The 20411-nt window shown below is 68.3% G+C and carries 22 protein-coding genes; 10 read left to right on the top strand and 12 right to left on the bottom strand.

Going from position 1 to position 20411, the window contains the following annotated elements; all coding sequences use genetic code 11:
- The first annotated feature begins 33 nt into the window (after nt 1–33).
- On the top strand, nt 34–1131 hold the full coding sequence (locus AB4Y91_RS15265) for a sulfite oxidase (RefSeq protein WP_441419307.1): 1098 nt from the start codon (nt 34–36) through the stop codon (nt 1129–1131).
- A gap of 46 nt (nt 1132–1177) precedes the next feature.
- On the opposite strand, the gene AB4Y91_RS15260 is transcribed toward AB4Y91_RS15265, so the two are convergent.
- The 9 genes from AB4Y91_RS15260 to AB4Y91_RS15220 all read right to left on the bottom strand — a co-directional run bounded on the left by AB4Y91_RS15260 (nt 1178) and on the right by AB4Y91_RS15220 (nt 8902).
- The gene (locus tag AB4Y91_RS15260; protein ID WP_441419279.1) at nt 1178–1957 is read right to left on the bottom strand and encodes an SDR family NAD(P)-dependent oxidoreductase; all 780 of its coding nucleotides are present in this window, start codon (nt 1955–1957) and stop codon (nt 1178–1180) included.
- Nucleotides 1958–2053: 96 nt separating this feature from the next.
- Nucleotides 2054–2848, bottom strand: a complete 795-nt coding sequence (locus AB4Y91_RS15255; protein WP_441419278.1) for an anti-sigma factor domain-containing protein — start codon at nt 2846–2848, stop codon at nt 2054–2056.
- Entirely contained in the window at nt 2835–3410 is a 576-nt protein-coding gene (locus AB4Y91_RS15250) for an RNA polymerase sigma factor (protein ID WP_441419277.1), read from the bottom strand. The genes AB4Y91_RS15255 and AB4Y91_RS15250 overlap by 14 nt, the downstream gene beginning before the upstream one ends.
- Nucleotides 3411–3460: 50 nt before the next feature.
- On the bottom strand, nt 3461–4243 hold the full coding sequence (locus tag AB4Y91_RS15245; protein ID WP_441419276.1) for a sortase domain-containing protein: 783 nt from the start codon (nt 4241–4243) through the stop codon (nt 3461–3463).
- 76 nt (nt 4244–4319) lie between these two features.
- Nucleotides 4320–5156 carry a DUF4397 domain-containing protein gene (locus AB4Y91_RS15240; protein ID WP_441419275.1) on the bottom strand — a complete coding sequence of 279 codons (837 nt, stop codon included), beginning with the start codon at nt 5154–5156 and terminating at the stop codon, nt 4320–4322.
- Nucleotides 5157–5350: 194 nt separating this feature from the next.
- Complete coding sequence (locus AB4Y91_RS15235; RefSeq protein ID WP_441419274.1) at nt 5351–7027, bottom strand: DUF4389 domain-containing protein; 1677 nt, start codon at nt 7025–7027, stop codon at nt 5351–5353.
- Nucleotides 7024–7473 carry a flavodoxin family protein gene (locus AB4Y91_RS15230; protein WP_441419273.1) on the bottom strand — a complete coding sequence of 150 codons (450 nt, stop codon included), beginning with the start codon at nt 7471–7473 and terminating at the stop codon, nt 7024–7026. Before AB4Y91_RS15230 ends, AB4Y91_RS15235 begins: the two co-directional genes overlap by 4 nt.
- On the bottom strand, nt 7470–8525 hold the full coding sequence (locus AB4Y91_RS15225; protein ID WP_441419272.1) for a zinc-dependent alcohol dehydrogenase family protein: 1056 nt from the start codon (nt 8523–8525) through the stop codon (nt 7470–7472). The genes AB4Y91_RS15230 and AB4Y91_RS15225 overlap by 4 nt, the downstream gene beginning before the upstream one ends.
- Complete coding sequence (locus AB4Y91_RS15220; RefSeq protein ID WP_441419271.1) at nt 8522–8902, bottom strand: hypothetical protein; 381 nt, start codon at nt 8900–8902, stop codon at nt 8522–8524. Before AB4Y91_RS15220 ends, AB4Y91_RS15225 begins: the two co-directional genes overlap by 4 nt.
- Before the next feature lie 360 nt (nt 8903–9262).
- On the opposite strand from AB4Y91_RS15220, the gene AB4Y91_RS15215 reads away from it, so the two are divergent.
- A complete protein-coding gene (locus AB4Y91_RS15215; RefSeq protein WP_441419270.1) occupies nt 9263–10813 on the top strand; it encodes an amidohydrolase in 1551 nt (516 codons plus the stop codon).
- A gap of 27 nt (nt 10814–10840) precedes the next feature.
- On the opposite strand, the gene AB4Y91_RS15210 is transcribed toward AB4Y91_RS15215, so the two are convergent.
- Nucleotides 10841–11365, bottom strand: a complete 525-nt coding sequence (locus tag AB4Y91_RS15210; protein WP_441419269.1) for a hypothetical protein — start codon at nt 11363–11365, stop codon at nt 10841–10843.
- Nucleotides 11366–11472: 107 nt separating this feature from the next.
- On the opposite strand from AB4Y91_RS15210, the gene AB4Y91_RS15205 reads away from it, so the two are divergent.
- From AB4Y91_RS15205 to AB4Y91_RS15190, 4 genes are all read left to right on the top strand, one after another.
- Nucleotides 11473–13008 (top strand): HNH endonuclease, encoded by a 1536-nt coding sequence (locus AB4Y91_RS15205; RefSeq protein ID WP_441419268.1) that lies wholly within the window; start codon nt 11473–11475, stop codon nt 13006–13008.
- Nucleotides 13009–13209: 201 nt separating this feature from the next.
- On the top strand, nt 13210–13827 hold the full coding sequence (locus AB4Y91_RS15200) for a uracil-DNA glycosylase (protein ID WP_441419267.1): 618 nt from the start codon (nt 13210–13212) through the stop codon (nt 13825–13827).
- Between the two features lie 181 nt (nt 13828–14008).
- Nucleotides 14009–14752, top strand: coding sequence for a glucose 1-dehydrogenase (locus AB4Y91_RS15195; protein ID WP_441419266.1), 744 nt, complete (start codon nt 14009–14011; stop codon nt 14750–14752).
- A 21-nt stretch (nt 14753–14773) separates the two neighbouring features.
- Nucleotides 14774–15730 carry an L-lactate dehydrogenase gene (locus tag AB4Y91_RS15190; RefSeq protein WP_441419265.1) on the top strand — a complete coding sequence of 319 codons (957 nt, stop codon included), beginning with the start codon at nt 14774–14776 and terminating at the stop codon, nt 15728–15730.
- 6 nt (nt 15731–15736) lie between these two features.
- Here AB4Y91_RS15190 and AB4Y91_RS15185 read toward each other — a convergent pair whose 3' ends face one another.
- Together AB4Y91_RS15185 and AB4Y91_RS15180 are read right to left on the bottom strand one after the other, a co-directional pair.
- The gene (locus AB4Y91_RS15185; RefSeq protein ID WP_441419264.1) at nt 15737–16810 is read right to left on the bottom strand and encodes a cation diffusion facilitator family transporter; all 1074 of its coding nucleotides are present in this window, start codon (nt 16808–16810) and stop codon (nt 15737–15739) included.
- Nucleotides 16807–17142 carry an ArsR/SmtB family transcription factor gene (locus tag AB4Y91_RS15180; RefSeq protein ID WP_441419263.1) on the bottom strand — a complete coding sequence of 112 codons (336 nt, stop codon included), beginning with the start codon at nt 17140–17142 and terminating at the stop codon, nt 16807–16809. Before AB4Y91_RS15180 ends, AB4Y91_RS15185 begins: the two co-directional genes overlap by 4 nt.
- Before the next feature lie 139 nt (nt 17143–17281).
- On the opposite strand from AB4Y91_RS15180, the gene AB4Y91_RS15175 reads away from it, so the two are divergent.
- From AB4Y91_RS15175 to AB4Y91_RS15160, 4 genes are all read left to right on the top strand, one after another.
- Nucleotides 17282–17746, top strand: a complete 465-nt coding sequence (locus AB4Y91_RS15175; RefSeq protein WP_441419262.1) for a hypothetical protein — start codon at nt 17282–17284, stop codon at nt 17744–17746.
- A gap of 112 nt (nt 17747–17858) precedes the next feature.
- On the top strand, nt 17859–18455 hold the full coding sequence (locus AB4Y91_RS15170) for a DUF305 domain-containing protein (RefSeq protein ID WP_441419261.1): 597 nt from the start codon (nt 17859–17861) through the stop codon (nt 18453–18455).
- A gap of 134 nt (nt 18456–18589) precedes the next feature.
- Nucleotides 18590–19297: a FadR/GntR family transcriptional regulator gene (locus AB4Y91_RS15165; protein ID WP_441419260.1), complete on the top strand. Its 708-nt coding sequence runs from the start codon at nt 18590–18592 to the stop codon at nt 19295–19297.
- A 70-nt stretch (nt 19298–19367) separates the two neighbouring features.
- Entirely contained in the window at nt 19368–20408 is a 1041-nt protein-coding gene (locus tag AB4Y91_RS15160; RefSeq protein ID WP_441419259.1) for an asparaginase, read from the top strand.
- Nucleotides 20409–20411 lie beyond the last annotated feature (3 nt).

The raw sequence follows: 20411 nt of genomic DNA, 5'->3' as shown, positions 1-20411 counted from the left end.
CCCAAACAACTGTCCAAGCACACTTCACCGGTCATGGCACGGCGCCGGCGAACGCAAAAGCTGGCGGCGCACTCCGGTGAGCCCAGCCATGGGCCGCTCACGGCCGAAGAGCTGCAGCTTGCAGTGCGGAACCACTCGATGCCGTTGGAGGCCCTCCGGAACGACGTGACACCGCCCGGGCTGCACTACCTGCTGGACCACTTCGACATCCCGGCCATCGACGCGGACAGCTGGCACCTGCGGATTGGCGGCGCGGTGCAGCGGTCGCTGGAACTGAACCTCCGGGCCCTGCGCCGCGCACCGAGCATCAGCGTCCCGGTCACGCTGGAGTGCGCCGGCAACGGCCGGGCCTTGCTCAAACCGCGGCCGCTGAGCCAGCCCTGGATGATGGAGGGCGTCGGCACCGCCGTCTGGACCGGGGTGCCGCTGGCCTACCTGCTGACCCAGGCCGGCGTGGACGAGGACGCCGTCGAGGTCGCGTTCACCGGGGCCGACGCCGGGATCCAGGGCGGCGTGCGCCAGCAGTACGCGCGCAGCCTGCCGGTCAGCGAAGCGCTGCGGCCCGACGTCGTGCTGGCGTACCGGATGAACGGCGCCGAGCTGCCGCCGCAGCACGGCTACCCGCTGCGGCTCGTCGTCCCCGGCTGGTACGGCATGGCCAGCGTCAAGTGGCTGTCTGCTATCAAGGTGCTGACCAAGCCCTTCGACGGGTTCCAGCAGTCCGTCGCGTACCGCTACCAGCAAGACGCGGACGACGCCGGCACTCCGGTCAGGTGGATCAAGGTGCGTTCGCTCATGGTTCCGCCGGGCATCCCGGACTTCTTCACCCGGCAGCGGTTCCTGCCCGCGGGCCCGGTGATGCTGACCGGACGGGCCTGGTCCGGCCACGGCGCCGTCCAGCGGGTGGAGGTGGGAATCGACGGTAAATGGGCCCCCGCGCAGCTGGAACATCCCGCGGCGCCATTCGCCTGGTCCGCATGGTCGATGCCGTGGGTGGCGGACCCTGGACAGCACGAACTTTCCTGCCGCGCGACGGACTCCAGCGGCGCCACCCAGCCGCTCGAGCCGGTCTGGAACTACCAGGGCATGGGCAACAATGTGGTCCAGCGGGTCAAAGTCACGGTGGAATAGCCGCCGGACGAGTCCGCACCGATCCTGACGATCGGGACGGGAACCGCTAGTAGTCCACGATCGCGCCGCTAGAGATGTTGATGGTGGCATCGGTGATGGCGCCGGCCTTGTCCGAGGCGATGAAGCTCGCCACGTTGCCGACGTCCACCAGGGTGGCGGTGCGGTTCAGGTGCGCGGCCTTGGCGATCTCCACCACGATCTCCTCGCGCTCCTCCACCTGCCAGGGAATGGTCTCGATGATGCCGCCGGTGACCATGGTGACGACGCGCACCCCTGACTTCCCCAGTTCCAGGGCCCATTGCCGCCGCTGGCCCTCCATCGCATCCAAGGCCACCTTGAAGCCGCCGAGGCCGGCGAGGGTCTGCGGGCCCGAGCCGCCGAACATCAGCACGACGCCAGACTTTTGCTTGATCATGTAGCTCGCTGCGGCCCTGGTGGTGAGGAAGTGGGTGCGGGTGGCCAGTGTGATGGGCTGGGCAAAGTCATTGACGTCGATTTCCATCAGGGGCTGCTGGATATCGCCGAAGGAAATGACGTTGAACGAGATGTCGATCCGTTTGGACTTTTTCGCCACGAAGTCCACAAAGGCGTCCACCTGCTCCTCGTCCAGGGCATCGACGACGGCGGTTTCCGCCGTTCCACCTTGCTCCCTGATGTCCCGCGCGACTTTCTCCAGCCTGGATTCCGTGCGGCCTGCGAGATACACCGTCGCGCCCTCGCCCGCAAAGGCCCGTGCCACCGCTCCGCCGATCGCACCGCCGGCGCCGTAGATCAGCGCGGTCTTGCCCTGCAGTAGGCCGCCAGCCGGCACTTGGTTAGTGAGCATCGTTCCCTGCCTCCCGCCGCGGAGTGGTGAATTCCCTCAACTATGTTCTCGCTGGGGTCAGGTGACAAGGGGTCAGGTGGCAACGGGACGAACGGCTCAGGACACGAGGGTTCCGCGCACGATGCTCACGCTGGAGTGCGCGGGATTGCCGTCGACCGGTTCGTCGGACACGTCCACGATCGGGTACTCGCTCAGGTTCAGGCCCGCCGGCACCGGGAAGGTGCCTGAATCAGAGGTCATGACCCCCAGGCTCACCAGCCGGGACAGGTCCGGCGCTATCAGCCAGACCTCCTGGTACCCGCGGGCCTCATTCTTGTTGACCTGAACTTCCAGGGTGCGCTGACCGTCCTTGGCCTCGACGACGCGGGCCGATCCGGTGGCAGAGTGCTGATCGACCGGGGCGAGCTCGGCGCGGGCCAACGGGGTCACCTGTGCCTGGTTCTGCTGTACGGACCAGAAGGCTCCCGCCGCCAGAAGGACTGTGGCGGCGGCGGCCGCCAGCCACACCCCGGGGCGGCGCATCCAGCCCGCGCCCCCGCCGGGCTTCCGTTTCCGGGCGGCGCGCTCCTCCCTGGAGGGCAGCGGCGCCGGTGACGGTGACACCGGCGACTCCGACGACGCCGACGGCGACGGCGAATCGGAGGCCGCGAGCGGGTTTGTGGCGACGGCGGGGGAAAGCCCCAGCGCGCTGTGAATTCCTGCCCACACCTGCGGTCCCGGCGCTTCGAGCGCGACGGCGTCCGGTCCCGGCTTGGCCGCGACCACGGCACGGCGGAGCCCCGCAAAGTCCGCTGCGCAGCCGGCGCAGGAGCGGAGGTGGTCCGCGGCGTCGTCCCCGAGCTCCTCGCCAAGTGCCAGCAGGCTCAGGGACTCCGGATCAAGATGTTGCACGGTCTACCTCCAATCGGCTTCTGAGCACGGACAGGCTGCGGCGGATGTGGCTCTTGACGGTACCAAGCGGCAGGTCCAGTTTCTGTGAGATCTGCGAGTGCGTCAGGTCGTCGTAAAAAGCGAGCTTGAGGATGGATCCTTGCGGTTCGCCCAGCCGCTCGAGTTCCCCATCCAGCAGCAGCCGGTCGGCGAGCAGCTCGGCCGCCGCGTGCCCGGCGGCCTGGCCCGGGTCCGGTGAGTGTTCGACGGCGGCCAGGACCTTCCGGGTTTCCCGCGTTGTAGCCGCCTGGGCGTCCGCAATGACATTCCGCGTGATGCCGACGATCCACGCCGGCAGCCGCGCCTTCGAGGGATCGAACGCGGACCGCGAGCGCCAGACCCGGATAAAGACTTCCTGGGTGGCGTCGTCGGCCGCGGCGCTGTCGCGCAGCGAGCGCAAGGCCAGGGTGTGCACCAGGGGTGAGAATTGCCGGTACGCCTCTGCCAGCGCGGTTTCGTCCCCGGCAGCGAACGCCTCGTTCAGTCGCGCGTCCCAGGCGGAGGGGGACTCGAAAGGTGCCAAGCCCGGCTCCTTCCCCCTGCTGGCGGCGACAATGAGCGCTGCGTCCTGGATCACGCCGGCACCGCCGTGACAATCACATTGTCGCCGTAGTCCTGTTGTTCGTCCAGCCATCTGCCCCCGCAGGTCACGAGCTTCAGCTGCGGCGGCCCGTCGCGCCGAAACACGGAGGCGCCGTCGAACGCGTCCTTGGCCATCAGCTCCACCCGGATCACCCGGTAGGCCAGGGGCGGGGCACCGTGCCGCTGGACTGTGACGATGGAGCCGGCCGGCAACGACTTGAGCTGGGAGAACGGCGCCGACTCGGAGGTGGTGTCGACGTGCGCCGCCACCACAGCAGTGCCGGCGGCGGCCCCGGGAGCAGGCCCGAAGCGGTACCAGCCGGCCTGGTTGAAGGGCTCCGGGATCTCCATGGCCCCGTCGGGGCTGACCCCCACCTCCACAATGGCCATGTTGATGGTGGTTCCCGCGACAGTCAGGAAGCGCGGGGCCGGGTCCTTGGCCGGGCTGGCCACCGGGGCCGCCGGCCGGACCGGGATGGGTGACTTCGGGACCGCTGACTTTGGGGCGGGAGCCGGCGCGACCTGCACAGGCCGCGTGGGCCGGGTTTGCGGCGGTATTTCGACGCCGGGTTGGCCGGCGCCGGGGGCTGCAGTCCCCAGGCCGGCTGTCTCCGAAGGCAGCGGAGCGGAGCTCAACCGGGGGGCGGCGCAACCGGCGATCAGCAGCGCCACCGTGGCGGCGGATGCCGCGATCCGCGCGGCGGAGCGCTGGGCGGACCTTTGCGGAACATCGGCGTGGAGACGCCAGGTGGCCTTCGCCGTCTTGCGCAGCATATTCTTCCTCCTCCCGTGGGGAGCCCAAGGGCCGGCCGCCCGGGGTGTCCGGGCGGCCGGCGTGGGCGTTCGCGTCCTAGCGGGTGCGGCGGAACGCCGGCCGCCTGCGGGCCACAGCAACACCGCCGACAAGCAGCAGCATCACCGCGGCACCGATGCCCACAGTCGCGGCTGTCTGACCGAAGGGTGCGGTGCCGGCGTCGGCGGCGCCGGAGCGTCCGCCCGGAACGCCGCCGGGAGCGGAGTGCAGCCCCTCGATCTTCTGTACGGCCAGTTTCAGGTTCTTGTCCGCGAGGCTGCCCCATGCGTAGACCACGGTGTGGGTGCCTTCGGCGACAGTCACGTCGGCCGGGCCGATCACCGGAGCCGTGGTGCCGGCGGCGGCAACGGCAACGGACAGGGTCCCGGGGTCAAGGGTGAGCGTCTTCTCCTTGGGATTGGCCAGGTTTGAGATGACGGGGGCGCCGCCTGCAAGGATGTCCACGGCCGGCGCCGCTGCCGTATGGCGGACAGTGAGCTTGCCCTTGCCGGGACCGATTTGCGACACGTCGTTGGTGAAGAAGTTGGCCGTCGGTTTGCCCGCAGCGTCGAGGTTGGCAACGGCCGTGTAGTTGCCGCTGGCGGCGAGGTTGACCTTCACGGGACCGATTACGGGGGCAGAGGCGTCCTTGGCATTTGCGGCGGTGATGGCAAGTTCATAGGCCCCGGCAGGAAGGGCCAGCGGACCGGCCAGGGTCCCCGGGGCGAAGTCATCCAAGGTGCGTTCGCCGTTGACCCATACGTCAACGGTCAACCCCGGCACTCCGTGGAGGACGGAAAGCTGGGCGTCGGGCTCGGCTGCCTGGGCGGGGCCGGCAAGGGTGAGTGCTGCCGCGATTGCCACGGCGCCTGCACTGAAAAGGCTGGTACGCATTTACATCTCCTTCAACGGCCCGGGGAGCGGGCGATTATTTGCTTACACCCCTACTACCGGCGCGTGGGGCCGTTTGGATGCAGATGCATGTAGAAATGTTTTGCAGGAGGACTGTGCGTGCCCAGCGGACGTAGTCCAGCAGCCGGGTTCCTCAGTGAGGTGCCCGGCTGCCGCAGGAGACGATCTGGGGTGGCCTAGGGACGCGGAGGGACCTCCGGGCCGCCTCTCCCCTCGTGAACTTCCGGAGGAACAGCCGCGGACGGGCCGCCGATCCCATAGAAGCCCGGCGGCCCGGGTTGCTGCTCGGGCGTTCCGGCCTGGGCCGCAGTCTGGCCCGGGCTGGGTGCCTGCTGGCCGTACGCGGGGGCCGGCGGAGGGCCGGCGGTCGGCACCGGCTGGAGGTCGCCCGGATCGGTGGGCCCCATGTCCAGATGGAACGGCGGGTATTCGTCCCGCATGAGGGCCACGTAGGTGATGACGCGGTAGATCCAGCGGTTCAGGCCCATCAGCAGGTCGAACAGCCCGCGCCAGTACTGGCCGGTGAACAACAGGATGACGCCCGCGATGAGCACCAGCAGCCCGATCAGCGAGATGCCGGCGTTCTGCTGGACCCACTGCCCGTCGTCCCAGTAACCCTCGCGGCTGCCCCAGACTCTCGTGGTGCCGGTGAGGACCCCCACGATGAGCAGATGCGGGATGGCCAGCAGCCAGGACTTCACCAGCACTAAGCCGTGGGACAGTTTCTCCGGGTAGTCGACGTCGAAGTCCGCCGGATAGCCGGTGCGGGCCAGCGTGAATGGCGGGTACTGGTCCGTGCCGATCGCCGCGTAGGAGTAGAAGGCCACCCGCCAGCTCCAGCGGATCACGCCCACGTTGAAGTTGAACAGCGAGCGCGGATAGCGGCCGGTGAAAAGGATCGCGAAGCCGGCCACGATTGTGGTGACGACGAAGGCGAACCAAAGGAAGAACAGCACGATGTAGTGCGGGATGGCCAGGAACCACTTGACCAGCCACAGCCAGCGGGACAGTTGCGGGTCCAGATAGCCACTGAGCCGGGCCGGATAGACATAACCCCCGGGAGGGGCGCCGGACGGCAGCGGTCCCGCCGAGTACGGGGCACCTGCGTAGGGAGCGCCGGCGTAGGAAGCACCTGTGTAAGGAGCCCCAGGCTGCTGCCCGGGACCCTGCGGCGGCCTGCCGCGTCCCAGCCCGGCTGCGCCGGCCACAATCAGGGGGACACCCACCGCCAGCAACACAATGCCGCCGATCAGTAGCCCGAGGAAGATTGGCCAGAGGAGGTCCGAGCGGGCACCGCCGCGGAGGTCGACAGAAACCGGGCTGCTCGCGTCGGCGTTCATGATCACGACCGCCCAGTTCCCGGAGCGCAGGTCCCACTTGAGTTCCTGGCTGCCGGCCCCGGTGGCGGACGCCGTCCAAAATTTCTGATCCGCAGGCCGGGCGGGAGGCTTGGTTCCGGACACATCACGGTACTCGGCCCGGAAAGGCGAGAAGCGGACCTCGGTCAGCTCGGAATGTTTGACGCCGCTCAAATAGGCGGCCACATCTGCCTGCGGAGCGATGCCGATGAAGATCTGCTGCGCCGAGTCCGCAGCGGAGCCGCGCAGCATCACGCTGCCGGCCGCCGCGGCCGGGTCGACTCCGGCGGGTCCGGCGTCGGTCATGACGTTCAGCCGCGGCGAGGTCAACGCGTAAGAGTCCACCGTGTAGCGCTCGGACGGGGTGGTGAAATAGCCGCCGTCGCGCTGCTGGTAATTGGCCCAACCGGTGAAGCCGGCCCCGGCGAGAAGTCCCAGTCCCAGCAGCGCCGCAAGCGTGCCGAGCACCAGCATGACAATCCGGCCCGGTTTCATGGCCGTTCCAACGCCTCCAGCAGTGACTTGCCCCATCGTGCGGCCTTCTCGATTTCGCCGGGCCGCAACGGCCCCTCGCTGCCCTGGACGTAAAAGGGCATAGGCTCGGAAATGATGTCGGCGCCGTTGTCCCGGAGCGCGTGCGCCATCTTCTTCGCCGCGTCGCCGTGGACGAACATCCGGACGCGGGTGTCGAAAGCTGCCGCTTTGACCCCGTTAAGATGGCCGTCCCCAAGCGTCGAGAGCAACTCCGTGATCTTCGGCGTCGGACGCCAGCCGTTGATGGGGCTTCCAAGTACGAGCAGGTCCCCCGCAGCCAGGTCGTCGGGGGAAAACTCGTTGACCGGCACGGGTGTGGCGTGGAGTTCGCCGAGCGAGCCGGCGACGGCTTCCGCCACGGATTTGGTGTTGCCGAACGCCGAATCGTAGACAACGTGGGCTTTCATGCGGTGATCACCACTTTCAGGGCCTTCGTTTCCGCGGCTCTGGCGAAGGTGTCGTAGGCGTCCATGAACTGGTCGAAACTGAAGTGGTGGGTGGCGAACTTGTCTGCCGGCACCTTGTCCTGGGCTACCAGCTTGAGCAACATCGGGGTGGTGTTGGCATTGACCAGACCCATGCTGATGTTGATGTTCCGGATCCAGAGGTCCTCCACGTGAAGTTCCACGGATTTTCCGTGCACTCCCACGTTGGCCACGTTGCCCCCCGGACGGACGATGTCGGTGCACATGCTGAAGGTTGCCGGGATACCGACAGCCTCGATCGCCACGTCCACGCCCTGCCCGTCAGTGAGCACCATGACCTGGTCCTTCCAGTCGGCGTCCCCGGAAAGCACGACGTCAGTGGCGCCAAACTCGCGTGATTTTTCCAGTCGGTTCGCGTCGAGGTCGATGGCAATGATGGTGGCGGCGCCATAGAGACCCGCGGTGGCGATTGCTGCAAGCCCGACCGGGCCGGCACCCACCACGGCCACGGTGTCGCCGGGCTTGACCCGGCCGTACTGCACCCCGATCTCAAACCCGGTGGGCAGGATGTCGGACAGCATCACTGCCTGCTCGTCGCTCACACCCTCCGGCAGTAGATGGAGCGAGTTTTCGGCGTAGGGGACGCGGACGTATTCGGCCTGTGTGCCGTCAATCAGGTGTCCAAAGATCCAGCCGATCCCGGACTGCCCTTCCTCGCCCATGCAGTGCGAGTAGAGCCCGGTCTTGCAGTTGGCGCAGTGCCCGCAGGACTTGATGCAGGAAATAATGACGCGGTCCCCCACCTTCAGTCCGGTCACGGAGGACCCGGTCTCGGTGATGGTTCCTACGCCCTCGTGGCCGAGGATCCGGCCCTTGGTTACGGCGGGCACGTCGCCCTTGAGGATGTGGAGATCCGTGCCGCAGATGGTGGTGGTATCCACCTTGACGATCACGTCGCTGGGATTCTGGATCTTCGGATCCGGGACGTCCGTCCAGGACTTCTGGCCGGGGCCGCCGTACACGAGGGCTTTCATGCGAGCTCCTTGGTTCTGAGGATGACGTGCGGATCGACGATCCGCAGGCGGCAGGGGGTGACAGACGAGTCAATGCCGGAAGAAACGATGGACTGGCGGGCGTGCTCGCGGAGTTCCTCGAAAGCTGCCGCGGTGACCCGGGCGTGCGCCAGGTCCACGATGATCTCGTAGCCTGCGAGTCTGGAAGTCACCCGGCGGCACACCACGTAGAGAGCCCGGATGTTGGCGGTCGTGACGACGCCGCGAACCTCGACGCGCGCGGACTCCTCCGCGGGGTCGATCCGGATGACCACCTTAATCCGCGGATCGCCGTGGGAGGGGTGTGCGTGGAAAGACCGGGCGCGGCTGGCTTGGTTCAAGTGTCGCAGCGGGCTCATGCGTTCTCAGAGCTCCCCCGCTGCGCAGCCGTAGTGGCGGTCGTCGTGTGCGCATCGGCTGCGACAGAATATTGACTAGACATGTTGGATGGTCTCCTGCCTTTCCTGCCCAAGCTGGAAAGTGCAAATGCCATTTCCTCACCCCAGGGTCCTAGCGAGACCGAAAATGCTTGCAGGCGGTTCATCCCCCATGGCCGTGCAGGAACCGCCCCAATTCCAGAATGACCTCCGTGCTGTTCGCGGGCAAGGGGGCGAAAGTCCCTTGCACGCGCCGGGGCTCGGGCGACTGGGAGGCGTGTGTTGGCAGTGACCAGTGGTGCGCGAATTGTTGCCACCCCCAGGTGGCCCTAGCCTGTTCCTATGCCGAAAAATGCCGTTTCCGCCGCTCAGCCGGGTCTTGCCCTCACCTCGGTCCGGCAGCCGGGGGAAATGACGCTGTGTGACATTTTCATTACGGACGGCATTGTTGCTCGGATTGTGCCCGCGGGCTCGCGGGGTCCGTCGGCGGAGGCATCGGCGGGCGGTCTCGACGTGGTGGACCTGGACGGGCGCTTCGTGATTCCGGGCCTGTGGGACGAGCATGTCCACATGACCCAGTGGGCCCTCGCCGCGGGCCGGATCGATCTTTCCGGCGCAGGCTCCGCTCGGGAAGCGGCCGCCGTCGTGCAATCCCAGCTGAATGAAAAGGGTTCCGGGGCGGCCGAAGGTAGAGGCTACGGCGGCGCCGCGGCCGGCGGCCGGACGCTCGTCGGCGTCGGATTCCGCGACGCTGTCTGGGCGGACATGCCCAGTCTTGAACTGCTCGACGGCGCAACCGCCGGCGTCCCCACGGCGCTGATCAGCCACGATCTGCACTGCGTGTGGCTCAACACCGCGGCCGCCGGGCGCTACGGCGTGGCCGTGGGTGCGGACGGACTGCTCCGCGAGGATCCGGCCTTTGAACTCACCAGGGAGTTGGGCCGACTGCCCGACGCCGCGGTCGACGCCATGGTCCGCGACGCCGGGAGGGCAGCCGCTGCGCGAGGCATCGTGGGGATTGTCGACTTCGAGATGGTCTGGAACCGGGATACGTGGCTGCGGCGGATCGCGGCGGGGTTCGATTCCTTCCGCGTTGATGCGGGGGTCTATCCGCAGGATCTGGACCGAGCCGTCGGCGCGGGGATGCGGACCGGCCAGCAGGTTCCGGAGGGCGGCGGACTCCTTCGGGTGGGTCCGCTGAAGGTCTTGATCGACGGCTCACTGAACACGCGCACGGCGTACTGCGTGGACCCCTACCCGCACGGCGGCCGCGGACTGCTCACGGTCAGCGAGCCGGAGTTGCTGGAGCTGCTGGTGCGGGCCCGCGACACCGGGTTCGTTCCCGCGGTACACGCGATCGGCGACGGCGCCAACGAGGTGGCTTTGAACGCCTTCGCGGCAGCCGGGATACCGGGCCGGATAGAGCATGCGCAGTTTGTCCGGCAGCAGGACTTCGCACGGTTCGGCGAACTCGGCCTCACCGCCAGCGTGCAGCCTGCCCACGCCCTCGATGACCGCGACGCGGCCGACTCCAACTGGGCCGGCCGGACGGAGCGGGCGTTCCCGCTGCGCTCCCTGCTCGACGCCGGGGCCACGCTGGCACTTGGCTCCGACGCTCCGGTCGCGGCGCTGGAACCCTGGACGGCCATGTCTGCCGCCACCACCCGGGCCCGGCAGGACGGCCGCGGTCCGTGGCACCCGGAGCAGGCGCTGACCCGGCAGGAGGCGCTGGCTGCGTCGTCGCGCGGACGGCGCCGGATCAGCGTCGGCGACCCTGCCGACGTCGTCGTGCTCGACGCCGACCCGCTGGCCGCCTCCGACGCCGAGTTTGCCGCGATGCCGGTGGCCGCGACGCTGGTGGCGGGGCGGTTCACGCACCGCGTCGGGTTTTAGCTGGGTGCGCCTAGGCGCCCTTAACGACTAGGCGCCCTTGACGCGGGCCTGGACCATGTTGGCATAAGGCAGCCTGCCGTGGTCTGCGATGAACGCGGCGTGGTAGCCGGCTTCGGCCGCGGCGAGCTGGTCCACGGGTAGCTCCTTCCACGCGATGATCAGCTTGTTGGCGGCGGCGAGCTGCCAGATCAGCCGCCCATCCCAGTGGCCCGGCGGCTTGCCCTTCCCGAAGTCCACGAACTCCTGGATCTGCCGGCGCAGCCCCCGGTTGCCTTTGCTGCCCGGCCCGGCCTTGCCCACGTAGAGGACGTCGGCACCATCGACCCATTCGACGTCGAGCGCCTCGGGCTTGAGGGTTGGATCCTTTTTCTTGAAGATGCCAGCCGTGCTCTTGGCGAGGAACTGAGGCCGGGCGCTACCCGGCCCGGGGCTCTCGGGCAGCAGCACGGCGAAGATGCCGGGTTTCTGGGGGATCCGGTTGATGTCCAACTCCGTTAGCGCCCGGAACCCGGTGAAGCCGTCCTGCTTCAGTGACTGTCTGTTGATCGGCATGGGTTCCTTGGCTTGGGCTTTTAGGCGTGGCGGTGCTCTTGGTGCCTACGGAGGCGGCGGTTTCTCGGCCGCCTTAATTGTCACAGGTGCCTGATTGACTGGATTCCATGGACGGCAAGCAAGGGCCCGACGTGGCTCCGGCGGACAGCGCAACGGTCGCGGACCTCGCGCGGATCCTGGCCGGAATCCCGGCCCCGGCCAGCGCAGCGGCCCTCATCGACGAAACACGCGAGCTGGAGGACCTGAAGTCCGCCCTGGCCGCCCGGCAGGCCCGGGACGCCGTCGCCTTCGACCTGGCCCAGCGCCGCGAACAATCCCTGGCCGGGGTTCCCGCCGACCAGCTCGGCACCGGCATTGCTGCGCAGCTCGCCCTCGCCCGCCGCGAATCCCCGGCCAAAGGCGGGAGACTCCTCGGCCTCGCCAAGGCACTCGTCACCGAAATGCCGCACACCCTCGCCGCCCTGGAAACCGGCCAGCTCAACGAATGGCGCGCCACCCTCCTGGCCCGCGAAACCGCCTGCCTGTCCCCCGCCGACCGGGCCGCCGTCGACGAAGAACTCGCCCCCGACGCCGGGACCTTCGACGGCGCGGGCGGCCGCGCCATCATCGCCGCGGCCCGTGCCGCCGCGTACCGGCGGGACCCGCGCTCCATCACCCAGCTCGCCGGCCACGCCGAAACCGAACGCCACGTCAGCCTCCGCCCGGCCCCCGACACCATGTGCTACCTGACGGCGTTGTTGTCGGTCGGCCAGGGAGTGGCCGTGCACGCGGCGCTCACCCGGTACGCAGACGCTGCCCGGGCCGCCGGGGATCCCCGTTCCCGGGGCCAGCTGATGGCCGACGCCCTGGTCGAACGCACCACCGGCAAAGCCGGCGGGATCAGCGGCATCGACATCCAGCTCATCATGACCGACCGCACCCTCTTCCAGGCCGACAGCGAACCCGCCCGTCTTCCCGGCTACGGCATCGTCCCAGCAGGGTGGGCCCGGGCCCTGCTGAGGGACGCGGGCACCGGCACTGCGGACGCGGCCGGCGGCTCGGCCGACGAACGCGCCTTCGCCCTCTGGCTCCGCAGGCTCTACACCGCGCCGGCCACCGGCGAACTCGTGGCCATGGACTCCCGCGCCCGGATCTTCCCGCCCGGGCTTCGCCGGTTAATCCAGGCCCGGGACGACACCTGCCGGACCCCGTACTGCGACGCACCCATCCGCCACCTGGACCACATCATCCCCTGGCACACCGGCGGCACCACCACAGCAGCCAACGGCGCCGGGCTCTGCGAAGCCTGCAACCACACCAAAGAAACCCCCGGCTGGAACGCACAACCACGACCCGGACCCCGGCACACCCTCCAACTCACCACACCCACCGGCCACAGCTACCACTCCACCGCCCCGCCGCTGCCGGGAGGGGCATATGGGTCGACTGCGACATTCGGCCAGCGTCGGGAAATTCGACACCTCGTCAAGGTGCTGAAGCTCGGGCGGGTCAGGACTGAGAGCGGCCTGAGACTTAGGGACGAGGTTGGCCGTCCGCGGCTTGCTGAGGGACTTCGGGGAGGGCGGCAGGCCGCCATGTATCCGCTAAAGGCCAAAAATCCGTTAAACACAGGACCTGCAGGTACCTTCGCGATCTCGCTATGAGACGGCTCGGACATTTTCATGTCCAGAACGACCCGGCTTAATCAAGTGGTTACCTGCAGGCGCTTTAAGCGTACGCCTGCCCAGAAGCCGAGGCTAGGGGTCCGTTGCCTCTTCCGGGCCGCACGAAAACACCCTCCGGCACAGAAGCGTAGAGTGGAACAAGACGCCTGATTCTGGACGCCGAGTGCTGAGGGAGAAATCGTGACGATTGACTGGGACGAAAAGAAGACTCTGCTGCAGGAACCGAACATCGCGGCCGTGACCCAACTTTGCGACGAACTGATGGAGAAGAAGCCGGGATCTGTGGTCCCGTACATCGACCCCGTCCATGATGAGGACGAGTGCCGCATCGTGACTCTCCATATTGCGCCCGGCAAGGGCTGCGAATCGGGGTTCGTCTCGCATTTCAACGAGGACGAGGCAGCCCGCCGCGCCACCTCCATCTACGAAGCCGTCGAACTCGACCCGCGCTATGTGATGCCGTGGAACGCCTATCCCTGGGTCCGCGACCCGGAGCTCCCGTCAGCCCTGAACGTCCAGGAAAAGACCGACGGCTTGCGGCCCTTCCGCCAGTTCATGAAGATCAACAAGCGGACCTCCGCGATCATCGCCCACGGTGCCGACGCCCACGCCTTCCTGACGCTGTTCGAAAAGACCTACCACTCCTCACTGAAGAACCGCGGCGTGAAAATCTACAAAGCCACCGCGCTGGGTGGCCGCGCCTTTGCCGTATCGCCGGCCAAGCAGGAAGAACTCCTGGCCAAGAACGTCGCGGTCTACAAGGACGCCATGCAGCGGGCGGGGATCCAGCACCTCTAGGCGCCACACGACTCCGGCTCGCCGCCGCCTGCCGACGTCGCCCTTGGGCCCAACGGCCCTGCCCAACCACGTCTCCTCCAGCCAAGCTGGGATAGCTGACCGCATCACGGCCGGCCCGTCGCAGACGGATGCAGCGCAGACGGATACAGCGCTGACTGGTGCAGCTCGAAGGGACAACGGTATGGGACGTTTGGACGGCAAAGTCGCACTGATCAGCGGCGGCGCCCGCGGCATTGGCGCCGCGATCGCGCAGCGCTTCCTTGACGAAGGGGCGACGGCCGTCGTCGGCGACGTGCTGGACGACGACGGCGCCCAGCTACTGGCTCAACTCGGCGACGGCGTCCGCTACGTTCACCTGGACGTGACCAGCCCGGCGGACTGGGACGCAGCAGTTAACGAGGCCGTGTCCGCTTTCGGCGGCCTGAGCATCCTGGTCAACAATGCCGGCATCGTGAACTTCGGGCGGATCGACGACTACCCGCACGAACAGTGGGCCCGGATCATCGAGGTGAACCTCACCGGGGTCTTCAACGGCATCAAGGCCGCCGCCCCAGCGCTGGCCAGGGCGGGCTCCTCCTCCATCATCAACGTCTCCTCCATCGCCGGACTGCGCGGCTACGAGAACCTCGCCGGCTACACCGCGTCGAAATTCGGCGTGCGCGGCCTGACCAAGGCGGCCGCACTCGACCTTGGGCGGGACGGGACCCGGGTCAACTCCGTCCACCCCGGCGTCATCCAGACCCCCATGACCGAGGGCATGACCTTCGACACCGGCCATGTGCCCCTGCACCGGATCGGCCAACCCGCCGAGATCGCGCAGCTCGCCGTCTATCTGGCCAGCGAGGAATCCTCCTTCGTCACGGGTGCCGAATTCGTCATTGATGGCGGCGAAACCGCGGGCACCGTCGTGCCGCCCGGCAGCTGACCGCGCAAGATGGAGAGGCTTATGACCGCACGCTCCGGATCCAAACTGGCCGTCGTCGGCGCCGGCAGCGTCGGCACGTCGCTGGCCTACGCCGCCCTGATCCGCGGCTCGGCCAGCCACGTCGCGCTCTTTGACGTCAACGCGGCCAAGGCCGAGGCCGAGGTCCTGGACCTGGCGCACGGCACCCAGTTCACGGCGGCGGCGGCAACCGTCAACGGCGGCGGGGACATCAGCGTCACCGAAGGCGCCGACGTCGTCGTCATCACCGCGGGGGCCAAACAGGCGCCCGGCCAGACCCGCCTGGACCTGGCCGGCACCAACGTCCGCATCCTCGAGCAGCTCATGCCGCAACTGCTCGAACACGCCCCGGACGCGGTCTACGTGCTTGTCACCAACCCCTGTGATGTGCTGACCGTGGCCGCGCAAAAGATCACCGGGCTGCCGACCGCCCGGGTTTTCTCCTCCGGCACCGTATTGGACACCTCGCGGCTGCGCTGGCTGCTGGCGCACCGCGCGGGCGTGTCCGTGACCAGCGTGCACGCCAGCATGGTCGGCGAACACGGCGACACCGAATTCCCGGTCTGGTCCGGTGCGACCATCGGCCCGGTGCCGATCCGGGACTGGAAGGTCGACGGCGAGCGCATCTTCACCCCCGGGTACCTCACCGAAACCGCCCGCGAAGTCACGCAGGCCGCCTACAAAGTCATCGCCGGCAAGGGCGCCACGAATTACGCGATCGGCCTCTCCGGTGCCCGGATCGTGGAGGCGCTGCTGCGCTCGGAAAACGCGGTGCTCCCGGTCTCCACGGTGCTGGGCGGGCAGTACGGGATCGACGGAATCGCCCTCTCACTGCCCAGCATCGTGGGAAACGGCGGCGTGCGCGCGGTCCTGGAGACACCCATGGACGAGGGCGAACTCGCTTCCCTCCACCACTCGGCCGAGACCCTGCGGCAGAGCCTCGCTTCCCTGGGGATCTGACCCCGGCTAAGCGGACTGCGTTATGGACGGCACCACCGTCACCGAGCCGAGGTGCGGCAGCGCCGCCTTGGCGCCCTCTTCCAGGTCCGCGGCCACCGAGGAAAGATCGGCCAGCCGGGCGTCCGGACTGAGGGGGACCGTGATCTCGGCGTGCAGCCGGTGGCCGGACCAGCGCAGCCGGGAGGTCCCGCCCAGCGGCGAGCGCTCCCGGACGACGCCAGCGAGCGCATCGCTCAGTTGGGGGTCGACGCCGTCCATTAGTCGCCGCCCGACGTCGCGCACGGTGCCCCAGAGCAGCACCATGATCGCCACCGAGATCAGCAGCCCCACGATCGGATCCGCCAACGGGAAGCCGAGCCAGACGCCGATGACACCGGCCACCACGGCGAGGGACGTGAAGCCGTCAGTCCGGGCGTGCACGCCGTCGGCGATCAGCGCCGCGGACCCGATCCGCCGGCCGACCCGGATCCGGTAGATCGCCACCAGCTCATTGCCCGCGAAGCCGACGAGGCCTGCAGCGAGGACCCAGCCGAGGTTCTGCACGGGCTGCGGTTCGAAGAAGCGGCGAATGGATTCGACGGCGGCCACGACCGCGGAGAGGGCGATCATGGCGACGATGAAGAGTCCGGCCAGGTCCTCGGCGCGGCCGAAGCCGTACGGGTAGGTACGCGTCGGTTTGCGCCGGCCGAGCAGGAACGCAATCCACAATGGCACCGCGGTAAGCGCATCGGAGAAATTGTGCACGGTGTCCGCCAGCAGCGCCACCGATCCGCTGATCAGCACAATCGCCAGCTGGAACAGCGAGGTGGCGCCCAGGCCCAGCAGCGAGACTTTAACTGCGCGGATGCCCTGGGCGCTGGACTCGAGTGCCTCGTCGATGGAGTCCGCGGCGTCATGGGAATGCGGGACGAAGAGCTCGTGCAGCCAACCCTTCAGCCCGGGGGCGTGGTCGTGATCGTGCGGGTGGTCGTGATCGTGCGCGTGGTCGTGCTCGTGCGGGTGGTCGTGATCGTGCGGATGATCGTGGCCGTCGTGTTCCCCGTGGCGGTTGTGGCCCACAGCGTTCCCCGGCCCGCTCATGCGCCGTGTCCCGGGGCAGTGCCTAGCGCGTGCTCGGCCTGGTGGATCGCATCCATCACCAGCTGGCGGGCGTGATCATTCTGCAACCGGTAAAAGACCTTGGTGCCTTCCTGCCTGGTGGCGACCATACCGCCCAGCCGCATCTTGGCCAGGTGCTGCGAGACGGCAGAGGCCGGTTTCCCGACCTGCTCCGCCAAGGCGTTAACCGGCAGCTCACCGTTCCCCAGAGCGAGGATCAGCCGGACCCGCGTGGCGTCGGCCAGCATGGAAAATACTTCGACGGCCAGCTCCACGTGGGGGCTGTCGACATCAACCCGCATATCTGCATTCATACGCAGATACTTTCACACCTGCCGCGTCGGTCCAACTGTTAACCGGGCTGGCCGCGGGTGGCTGGAACACAATCAGCGGAGCCATCGTTGATCACCGGTAGCCTGAACTGCGGGACATCAGCCTGAAAGGAGGTGCGACGTGACCGAAGCATCGAAGCATGATCCGGCCGCCTGCCTCCTCCGCTTCGCCCTGCTGGCCGGCATCCTCGCCGTGCTTGCCGGGCTTCTCGGCATGCACGTCCTCGCTGGCACCCAGGGAGCGCACGCCTCGGCTGAGCACGTCCAGACCGCCCCAGCGTCCGGCCATTCTGCATCCCTCCACGCAGCTGCCGGCCATACTGCACCCGCGCACACCGGCCAGGCGATCCATCACGAAACTCCGACGCCGCCGTCGTGCGTCTGCGGTGGAGGCTGCGGCGAACAGCACGCGGCACACACGTCGTGCACCCCGGCCCCCTCGGGCGCGTCCCTGAGCGCGCCCCTGCCCGGGGCAACACTGCTCACGTTCCGGCCACGGAGCGCGGCGGAAGTGGACCAGCTCGCCGCCAACTCCTACCTCCCCTCCACGCCAACGCCGAACGAGCTGTCCATTAGCCGGACGTAAAGGGGATCCGTGCCGCGCTTCGCCGGCACCCACGCCCCCACACGGTGCGCACCCCTTAGGCTCGCATCGTCCGCCGCCGGCGCACGCCGGATTCCCAAAGGACAGAATTTTGATGAACAAAGCACTGACAATCTCCGCCACCGCCCTCGCCGCGATCATCGCCCTGGCCGGCTGCTCCGCCAGCACCGGCTCCGGCAGCAGCATGCCCGGCATGGACCACGGCAGCGCGGGATCGAGTTCCGCGCCCGCAGCCGCGGACCACAACGGCACGGACACCATGTTCGCCCAGGGGATGATCCCGCACCACGCCCAGGCTGTCGAAATGAGCGAGATGATGCTCAAGGAGCAGGGCATCGACCCCAAGGTGACCGCCCTGGCCGGCCGCATCAAGGCTGCCCAGGGGCCGGAGATCGAACGGATGACCGGCTGGCTCCGGAGCTGGAACGAATCCACCCAAATGCCGGGAGGCCACGTCATGTCCGGCATGGTGAGCGATGACGGAATCCGCCAGCTCGACGCCGCCACGGGCACCGAGGCCGCGAAGCTGTTCCTCACCCAAATGATCGCCCACCACGAGGGCGCCGTCGAGATGGCCAACGCGGAGGTCCGAAGCGGCAAGAACCCGGACGCGATCAAACTGGCCAGGGACATCGCCGCCTCCCAGACGGACGAAATCAAGGAAATGAAGGGACTGCTGGCCGGCCTCTAGGCTCAGCTGCCGGGGCCGAGCGGACACTTGTAGCCCTGACCGGGCCCTCGGAGTGAGCCCAAGTGTCCGCTCGGCCGGCTCCCGGGCGTGGGAGCCGGTTGACACCCCAGTGTGACCTCTGCCATATTTGAGAGGTGAACCTGTCAGACAGCCGGACAGCCGGACAACCACTCGCCCGCCTCAGCGCGGCCGAGGCCGTCTTTAACGTCCTGCGCTCCGAGATCGAATCCGGCAAGCTCGGCATCGGCGCCAAACTGAGTTCCGAAGCCACGCTCGCCCAGCAGTACGGCGTGAGCCGCTCCGTGATCCGCGAGGCCCTGCGTTCCTGCAACGCCTTGGGGCTTACCGTCACGAGGACCGGGCGGGGCACCTTCGTCGTCGCCGACCATGTGGCCAAAGACCTGGTCCTGGGCCAGTATTCCGCCCTGGACCTCACCGAGGCCCGCCCCCACATCGAAGTTCCGGCCGCCGGGCTCGCCGCGGAACGCCGTTCGCCGGAGGAACTGGACACCATGCGGGACATCGTCGCGGCCATGACCGCCGAGGACGACCCCGAGGTGTGGGTTGGCCTGGATTCGAATTTCCATGCCCTGATCGCGAAGGCCAGCCGGAACAAGGTCTTCGAGAACGTCGTCGCGGACATCCGCGAGGCCCTGGCACATCAGTCGGAGACCCTGAATATGGTGGCGGACCGCCAGCACGCCTCGGATGAAGAGCACCGGCGCATCCTGGCCGCCATCGAGGCCGGCGACGCAGCAACGGCGCGAATCGCCATGAGCCAGCACCTGCACGCCGTTGGTCTTGCCCTCGCCTCGATCCTGCATCCCAACTCCGGCGTGTGATCCGGCCCAGCGGGCAGACCCAGCAACAGCACCTTGACCAGCAACGAACACCTCCACTGCTAAGGACGCAATGATTTCCCCTGCCGTCGCGCACATTCCAACTCCAGCGGCCCCCGCGAGGCTCCCGGAGCACGTCCCCCTTGCGGTCCAGACCCGCGACGGCGTGGCCGAGAGCGTCCACTACGGCTCGGCCATCGCCACCGCGGCGTCCGGCCGCACCCTCCTGGCCGCCGGCGAGCCGCTCGCCCCGTTCTACCCGCGCTCCGCCCTTAAGCCCCTGCAGGCCGTCGCCATGGTTCGCGCCGGCCTCGACCTCCCGGAGGAACTCCTCGCCCTAGCCGCCGCCAGCCACTCCGGAGCCACCGTCCACCGCGACGGCGCGCTGCGCATCCTGGACCGGTACGGCCTCAACCCCGCTGACCTTGAGAACAGCACCGACCTCCCCTACGGCGTCCGCGAACGCGAGGAATGGCTCGGCGGCGGCGGCCAGGCCACCCGGCTGGCGCAGAACTGCTCCGGAAAGCACGCCGCGATGGTTGCCACCTGCCTCGTCAACGGCTGGCCCGTCCGGGGATACCTGGACCCGGCGCACCCGTTGCAGCAACTCGTGGCCCGGACCGTGGCGGAGTTGACCGGCGAGCAGCCGGAGCGCGCCTCCACCGACGGCTGCGGCACCCCGCTGTTCGCCCTGACCCTGCGCGGCATGGCCCGCGCCTTCGGCCAGCTGGCCTCGGCAAAGGGATCCGACAGCGCGGAGGCTGCCGTGGCCCACGCCATGCGCCGCCACCCCGGGATGGTGGCGGGCGAGGACCGGGATGTCACCGCACTGATGCGCCTGGTCCCCGGCCTCCTCGCGAAGGACGGCTTTGAGGGCGTCCAGCTCGTGGGCCTTCCGGACGGCCGCGCCGTCGCCGTCAAAATCTCCGACGGCGGGGACCGCGCCCGGATGCCTGTCACCGTGCGCCTGCTGGAGGCGCTCGACGTCGACACCTCGCCTCTGACGGGGCTCGCCACGTCAGCTGTGCTGGGCGGCGGCCGGCCCGTCGGACTGCTGCAGGCCACCGATTTCCTCGCCGCCCCCGTAACTTTCAACGATCCCCACGCCCTATAAGGA

It is taken from the genome of Arthrobacter sp. YAF16, from assembly GCF_052113385.1.
Taxonomy (GTDB): Bacteria; Actinomycetota; Actinomycetes; order Actinomycetales; family Micrococcaceae; genus Arthrobacter.
Note: the sequence above shows the minus strand (reverse complement) of the source record. Positions and strands in the feature narration are given on the sequence as shown.

Excerpts from the sequence above, each read along its gene's own strand:
- AB4Y91_RS15260 (WP_441419279.1), bottom strand. The coding sequence starts at position 1,957 with ATGCTCACTAACCAAGTGCCGGCTGGCGGCCTACTGCAGGGCAAGACC.
- AB4Y91_RS15160 (WP_441419259.1), top strand. The coding sequence starts at position 19,368 with ATGATTTCCCCTGCCGTCGCGCACATTCCAACTCCAGCGGCCCCCGCG.
- AB4Y91_RS15190 (WP_441419265.1), top strand. The coding sequence starts at position 14,774 with ATGACCGCACGCTCCGGATCCAAACTGGCCGTCGTCGGCGCCGGCAGC.
- AB4Y91_RS15265 (WP_441419307.1), top strand. The coding sequence starts at position 34 with ATGGCACGGCGCCGGCGAACGCAAAAGCTGGCGGCGCACTCCGGTGAG.
- AB4Y91_RS15235 (WP_441419274.1), bottom strand. The coding sequence starts at position 7,027 with ATGAAACCGGGCCGGATTGTCATGCTGGTGCTCGGCACGCTTGCGGCG.
- AB4Y91_RS15185 (WP_441419264.1), bottom strand. The coding sequence starts at position 16,810 with ATGAGCGGGCCGGGGAACGCTGTGGGCCACAACCGCCACGGGGAACAC.
- AB4Y91_RS15225 (WP_441419272.1), bottom strand. The coding sequence starts at position 8,525 with ATGAAAGCCCTCGTGTACGGCGGCCCCGGCCAGAAGTCCTGGACGGAC.
- AB4Y91_RS15220 (WP_441419271.1), bottom strand. The coding sequence starts at position 8,902 with ATGAGCCCGCTGCGACACTTGAACCAAGCCAGCCGCGCCCGGTCTTTC.
- AB4Y91_RS15195 (WP_441419266.1), top strand. The coding sequence starts at position 14,009 with ATGGGACGTTTGGACGGCAAAGTCGCACTGATCAGCGGCGGCGCCCGC.
- AB4Y91_RS15240 (WP_441419275.1), bottom strand. The coding sequence starts at position 5,156 with ATGCGTACCAGCCTTTTCAGTGCAGGCGCCGTGGCAATCGCGGCAGCA.
- AB4Y91_RS15170 (WP_441419261.1), top strand. The coding sequence starts at position 17,859 with ATGAACAAAGCACTGACAATCTCCGCCACCGCCCTCGCCGCGATCATC.
- AB4Y91_RS15230 (WP_441419273.1), bottom strand. The coding sequence starts at position 7,473 with ATGAAAGCCCACGTTGTCTACGATTCGGCGTTCGGCAACACCAAATCC.
- AB4Y91_RS15205 (WP_441419268.1), top strand. The coding sequence starts at position 11,473 with ATGGACGGCAAGCAAGGGCCCGACGTGGCTCCGGCGGACAGCGCAACG.
- AB4Y91_RS15215 (WP_441419270.1), top strand. The coding sequence starts at position 9,263 with ATGCCGAAAAATGCCGTTTCCGCCGCTCAGCCGGGTCTTGCCCTCACC.
- AB4Y91_RS15245 (WP_441419276.1), bottom strand. The coding sequence starts at position 4,243 with ATGCTGCGCAAGACGGCGAAGGCCACCTGGCGTCTCCACGCCGATGTT.
- AB4Y91_RS15180 (WP_441419263.1), bottom strand. The coding sequence starts at position 17,142 with ATGAATGCAGATATGCGGGTTGATGTCGACAGCCCCCACGTGGAGCTG.
- AB4Y91_RS15210 (WP_441419269.1), bottom strand. The coding sequence starts at position 11,365 with ATGCCGATCAACAGACAGTCACTGAAGCAGGACGGCTTCACCGGGTTC.